This is a genomic window from Halolamina salina (assembly GCF_042678005.1).
GTDB lineage: Archaea > Halobacteriota > Halobacteria > Halobacteriales > Haloferacaceae > Halolamina > Halolamina salina.
This window is the reverse complement of sequence record NZ_JBHUDH010000001.1, coordinates 8,265-13,153: the sequence shown is the minus strand read 5'-3', so window position 1 is coordinate 13,153 and position 4,889 is coordinate 8,265. Positions and strand designations below refer to the sequence as shown.

Below are 4,889 nucleotides of genomic sequence, written 5' to 3'. Positions count from 1 at the left end.
CCTCGCCCTCGACAGTACCCACGACGTTTCCCATCGCGTCGGTGTCGATCCGATCGACTGCGGGAGCCAGCGCCTCGCGAACGACCGCCCGGACGCTGTCCTCGTATCCCACCGGGCCGGCGGCCCGGGCGAGGTCGAACAGGAGTTCCCGATCGTGCATACCCGAGGCTGTTCCGGGCCGGGCAAAGGCGCTCCGGTCGGGGCGACCGTCGCCGGCTCAGGGGAGCCGGGCGAACCGCCAGAGGGAGGCGATCCGGGCGAACCCAACCGACTCGTAGAAGCCGACGTGCTCGCTCGTGGCGCAGACGACGATCCGCTCGTCGGGGAGCGGACACCGATCGACGACCGCCCGGACCAGTTCGGCGCCGACGCCCTCGCCCTGCGCGTCCGGTCGGACACCGACGTGGGTGAATCGGGCGACCGGATCCTCGCCCTCGGCGCCGTCGTGGACGTACCAGCCGGCGGCGCCGATCGGCTCCCCGCCGCGGGAGACGACGACCTCGCGCCCGTCGAGCGCGCCCGCGATCGCGGCCGTGTACTCGATCCCCGCCGGGTCGCGACCGACCGACTCGTGGACGGCCCGCGCCTCGTCGCTCCCGTGCCGGCGAGTGTCGAACTGGAGCGTCGTGTCGTCGCCCGGTGGGACGGTCGAGTCCGGGACGAGCGCGCGGTAGTCCTCCCGCTCGTAGCCGTTGGTCCGGAGCAGCGGATCGAGGCGGACCGCCGTCTCGGTGTCGTGGCCGGCGACGACGCGGTGGGGGAGGTCGTGGCGCCGGTAGAGGCTGTCGAGCTGTTCGAGGAGCGACTGTGCGGCCTCGTCGTCGCCAACCGTCGGCGGGAGTTCCGCCGTGGAGGGGAGCCGCGCGTCGAGGAGCTGTGTCGCCGCCGCGCGGTCGGCGTGGGCGGGGTCGTGGACGAACGTCCCGAACCACGTCTCGGTCACGTCGGCGAGGACGCGCCACTTGGCGTACTCCGCGTCGGCGACGCGCTGGGGTGGGAGCATCTCAGCCCAGCCCCGCGGCGTACTCGTAGTCGGCGGGGTAGGCGTCGGGCGTGTGGTCGTCGATCGCGATCCGCCAGTCGTCGATCAGCCGCGGTTCGAACATCGCGACCAGCAGGCGGCGCCGGACCGCGGCCACGTCGACGCCGTAGAAGTCGTCGGGCACCCCGCGGAGATAGTCGAGCGCCGTCGAGAACAGCGAGCGCATCCCGTCGTCGCCGGCCTCGGCGCCCCGCCCGGCGTCGGCGGCGTGTTTGTGCGTGCCGGCGGCGACCTGCTGCATCCCGTGACAGAACGCCGACTCCGCGGTGCCCCGACCGTAGTTGTACCACTCGAACTTGAAGCAGTCGTAGCTCTCGGTGTAGGCGGCGTCGTTGTACAGTCGGACGCCGTGTTCGGCCGCGCGCCGGAGCGTGGCGTGCTCCCAGCGGCGGTCCTCGCGCCACCCGGTCGGGTCCCCCAGCGGCGGCGCGACGCCGGGGTCGCGGGTGTGCTCGTCCATCGTCGGGGGAGTAGGACGGGCAGGGGCCTGAAACTATCGCCGTCACATCGAGGCGGGGAGCGCGTTATCACCGTCGGTCGATCCAAACCGTTCTTTTAAAGCACGTCGATGACCCGGGAGGAGGACCTCACGGCTGACAGTTGCATGATAAACGACCAGGCGATGAAGTACAATAGCACCTCATCCGACGGTCGGCGCGATGCACTGGACAGAATTGACTAAAGTCCGCGGGAGCGGTCATCAACTTCTTTTGTTCTACTTAGGATAACTCGTGGCATGACGAACGATTCCGAAAATGAAGAACCAGACGGATTCTCCAGAGAGGAACTAATTGGCAATCGACTACTGCACACCGAGTACGAGCAGGCCGGAGAAGAATACAGGTACAGAGATAGGCTACTCCACAACTCGTACTATCTTCTGATTGTAGTTACTGCTCTGCTTGCTGGACCCCTTCTTCAATATATTGGACAAGATGGTTATCTCAAGTTGGGCGTCATCGTGCTTCTTGCTGGTGGGCTTTACACTCTACTTGGTTTGGTGATGTTGACCCATTATGTGCAAAGAAACTCTGCATCGTTTCTAAGAACACGGGTGGAACAGGTAGCGGATGGAACAAAAGAACGCATCCCACGTCCGTTTGCTATCCAATACCGTGTCATCGGCCAAGATACGAGGATGACTGATGAGCATGAACTCGATAAGGCTCGCCCGTTCTTCAGTAGAGTCCTCGGCATGCCAGAAAATCTACACTCGGCTGAAACACTTGCACAAGCCGTCCTCGTGGTTGGCTTCACGTTGATCGTAGCTGGTGTAGCTATCCTGACGAGTACCTGGCCGTTCATTTACAACCTCGCCTCAGCCTTCGGTGCCTTTGTGGCGGTCGGTGTATTCGTGCTGGGGCTTCGGAACATCGGTTCGGATTTAGAATTTCGATAGTGTAGGCTGAGGATTACAAGAAGCCAGAATACGGCGAGTGGATTTGCTCCACCTTCGGAGAATCATTTTGTCAACGAACCCTAAAACGGCAAATTCCGGTAGAGAAACCGCAGGACGGAAGTAATGGTGTAACCAAGCGATGAACGCGTGCGAGGGTAGCCAAGCTGGGAAACGGCGGCGGACTCAAGATCCGCTCCTGTAGAGGTCCAAGGGTTCAAATCCCTTCCCTCGCATCGTCGGGGCAACCACCCCGTGATGCGGGAAGACGCTCTCGGAGTGCTCTTCCCTCGCAAAACTCTGCGTCCACGACTCAGTAGCGGTCGCTCAGTCGATCTTCCCCGACGACGGCTTCCCACAGAGCGTAAAGCGCGTCAGCCGCAGGATCGACAGCGTCTCGAAGGGGTAGGACTCCTGCCGGACCTCCTCCGGCACGAAGCCGGCGTCGCGAGCCAGCTCCTCGACTTCCTCGAACCCCGCGAGCGAGGAGACCAGAAGCAGCGCCTGCCCGCCCGGCGCGAGCACGCGGCCGAGGTCGTCGAGGAACGGCTCGATCAGCTCGCGCCCGCTCTCGCCGCCGGAGAGCGCCTGCTCCATCCAGTCGTCCCACTCGTTCTCGGGGTCGGTCGGGAGGTACGGCGGATTGAACAGCACCGTCTCGAAGCTCCCCTCGGCGAAGGCGTCCATGAGGTTCGTCCGGACCGCCTCGATCCCCCGCTCGCGGGCCTGCTGGCAGGCGTGTGGGTTCACGTCGGCGGCGACGATCTCCGGCACCTCGGGCGCGACCTGCTCGGCGACCCAGCCCGAGCCGGTGCCGACCTCGAGCGTGCGGCCGCGGGCGAACTCCGCGGCGGCGTCGGCGAGCAGCCCCGAGTCCTCCGCCGGCTGGTACACCTTCGTCTCCTCCCCGCGGCGCTCGGCCAGCCCCGCGGCCGTCGACGCCTCGTCGGTCATCCGTCCGCCTCCGCGTCAGCGTCGTCGGCAGCGTCCTCGCGCTCGATGCGATCGTCGTCCGTCCCGTCCGTTTCCTCGGTGTCGTCGTCGGTCACGTCACTCACACTGACCCCCGAGACGGCGACGCTGCCGGCCTCGGCCCGGCCGGAGAGTTCGCGCTGCGGGAACGGGATCTTGATCCCTTCCTCGGCGAACGCCTCCTTGACCGCCGCGATCACCTCCGTCCGGGCCTTCCACATCTTCCGGGCGCTGGGGTTGTCGATGTAGTACCGCAGGCGGAGCACGACGCTCGATCCGCCGAACTCCGCGAGCACGACGTTGGGTCCGGGGCGTTCCATCGGCGTCTCCGTCTCGGCCATCGCTTTCGCGGCGGTCTCCATCGCGTGCTCCACGTCGGTGTCGTAGTCGACGCCCACGTCGGTCTCGATCCGCAGGCGCCCCTTCCGGGAGCGGTTGCGGATCTCGGTGTCCGTGACGATGTCGTTGGGGATCATCACGTACTCGTCGTCGAACGTCCGGATCCGGGTGTTGAACACGGTGATGTCGGTGACGATCCCCTCCTCGTCGCCGATGACGACCCAGTCGCCCAGATCGAACGGCCGGGAAAACAGCACCACGAACCCCGCGAGCACCGCACCCAGCGTCTGTCGGGCCGCGAGGCCGATAACGACCCCGGCGGCCCCCGCGCCGAGCAGCAGTTGGCCCGGCTCGACGTTCCAGATCCCCAGCACCACAAGCACCGCCATGGCGAACACGAACAGCTGGACGAGGTGGTGGGCGACCTCCTGCTGGTGGTCGCTGATCGCGCCGCGCTCCTTCGAGAGCCGCCGGATGCTGCTCTTGGTGAGCCGGGTCAGCCCGTACGCGGCCACGAGGACGGCGACGCTCAGCACGATCGCGGCGACCTGCTGGCGGGACGGGTCGATCTGTGACAGCCCCTGTTCGAGCAGCCAGCCCGCCCGCCAGACCGCGATCAGGAACATCGCGGTCATCGCGGACCAGACGGTGACGATCCCCGCCTGTATCGACTCGGCGACCGCGTCGTCGACGTGGGCTTTCAGCCGCGGCCCGAGCGACCGCACCGCCGAGCCAACGATTCCGAGCACGACCAGCGCGACCAGCGTGAGCAGGAGCCTCGCCTCGGTCGACGCCGTCGCCGCCCAGATCGCCTCCCGGAGCGCGTGGTGTCCGGGCATTCAGCCACCCCCGTTGCCGACGCCGGGATCGATCTGTCGGGCGAGCTGTGCGAGCGCGGCGAACTCCGCGGGCGAAACGTTCCCCGCACGCTTGCTCATCAGCGACTCCTCCGCCGCGTCCACGACGGCGTCCGGCGTCTCCAGCCCGGAGATGTGGCCGGTGTTCCGGACGGCGTTGCGCATCGTCTTCCGGCGCTGGGTGAACAGCGCCTTCACGAACCGCAGGAAGAACTCCTCGTCGGCCACCTCGTACTCCGGCTCGCGGGGGGTACAGCGCACCACCGCGCTGTCGACCCGCGGC

General features: G+C 66.6%; 6 protein-coding genes, 1 tRNA gene and 1 pseudogene. 2 read left to right on the top strand and 6 right to left on the bottom strand.

Annotated features, from left to right (window positions below):
• The 3 genes and pseudogenes from ACFR9S_RS00095 to ACFR9S_RS00085 all read right to left on the bottom strand — a co-directional run.
• Positions 1–160 (bottom strand): annotated as a pseudogene (locus ACFR9S_RS00095) (M42 family metallopeptidase); the annotation flags it as partial.
• Positions 161–217: 57 nt separating this feature from the next.
• A complete protein-coding gene (locus ACFR9S_RS00090; protein ID WP_379817659.1) occupies positions 218–1,003 on the bottom strand; it encodes a GNAT family N-acetyltransferase in 786 nt (261 codons plus the stop codon).
• A 1-nt stretch (position 1,004) separates the two neighbouring features.
• Positions 1,005–1,502, bottom strand: coding sequence for a DUF309 domain-containing protein (locus tag ACFR9S_RS00085; RefSeq protein ID WP_379817657.1), 498 nt, complete (start codon positions 1,500–1,502; stop codon positions 1,005–1,007).
• A gap of 276 nt (positions 1,503–1,778) precedes the next feature.
• Between ACFR9S_RS00085 and ACFR9S_RS00080 the strand changes: the two genes are divergently transcribed.
• Positions 1,779–2,441, top strand: a complete 663-nt coding sequence (locus tag ACFR9S_RS00080) for a hypothetical protein (protein WP_379732585.1) — start codon at positions 1,779–1,781, stop codon at positions 2,439–2,441.
• 149 nt (positions 2,442–2,590) lie between these two features.
• Positions 2,591–2,674: transfer RNA gene (locus ACFR9S_RS00075), tRNA-Leu, on the top strand.
• Positions 2,675–2,765: 91 nt separating this feature from the next.
• Here the strand turns inward: ACFR9S_RS00075 and ACFR9S_RS00070 are convergent.
• From ACFR9S_RS00070 to ACFR9S_RS00060, 3 genes are all read right to left on the bottom strand, one after another.
• On the bottom strand, positions 2,766–3,392 hold the full coding sequence (locus ACFR9S_RS00070) for a HemK2/MTQ2 family protein methyltransferase (RefSeq protein ID WP_379817655.1): 627 nt from the start codon (positions 3,390–3,392) through the stop codon (positions 2,766–2,768).
• Entirely contained in the window at positions 3,389–4,588 is a 1,200-nt protein-coding gene (locus tag ACFR9S_RS00065) for a mechanosensitive ion channel family protein (protein ID WP_379731398.1), read from the bottom strand. The genes ACFR9S_RS00070 and ACFR9S_RS00065 overlap by 4 nt, the downstream gene beginning before the upstream one ends.
• The coding region (locus ACFR9S_RS00060; RefSeq protein WP_379817653.1) for an rRNA adenine N-6-methyltransferase family protein at positions 4,589–4,889 on the bottom strand (301 nt) is incomplete at its 5' end. It lies immediately after the preceding gene.

Coding starts and splice junctions, on each gene's coding strand:
- ACFR9S_RS00090 (WP_379817659.1), bottom strand. CDS start 1,003: ATGCTCCCACCCCAGCGCGTCGCCGACGCGGAGTACGCCAAGTGGCGC.
- ACFR9S_RS00085 (WP_379817657.1), bottom strand. CDS start 1,502: ATGGACGAGCACACCCGCGACCCCGGCGTCGCGCCGCCGCTGGGGGAC.
- ACFR9S_RS00080 (WP_379732585.1), top strand. CDS start 1,779: ATGACGAACGATTCCGAAAATGAAGAACCAGACGGATTCTCCAGAGAG.
- ACFR9S_RS00070 (WP_379817655.1), bottom strand. CDS start 3,392: ATGACCGACGAGGCGTCGACGGCCGCGGGGCTGGCCGAGCGCCGCGGG.
- ACFR9S_RS00065 (WP_379731398.1), bottom strand. CDS start 4,588: ATGCCCGGACACCACGCGCTCCGGGAGGCGATCTGGGCGGCGACGGCG.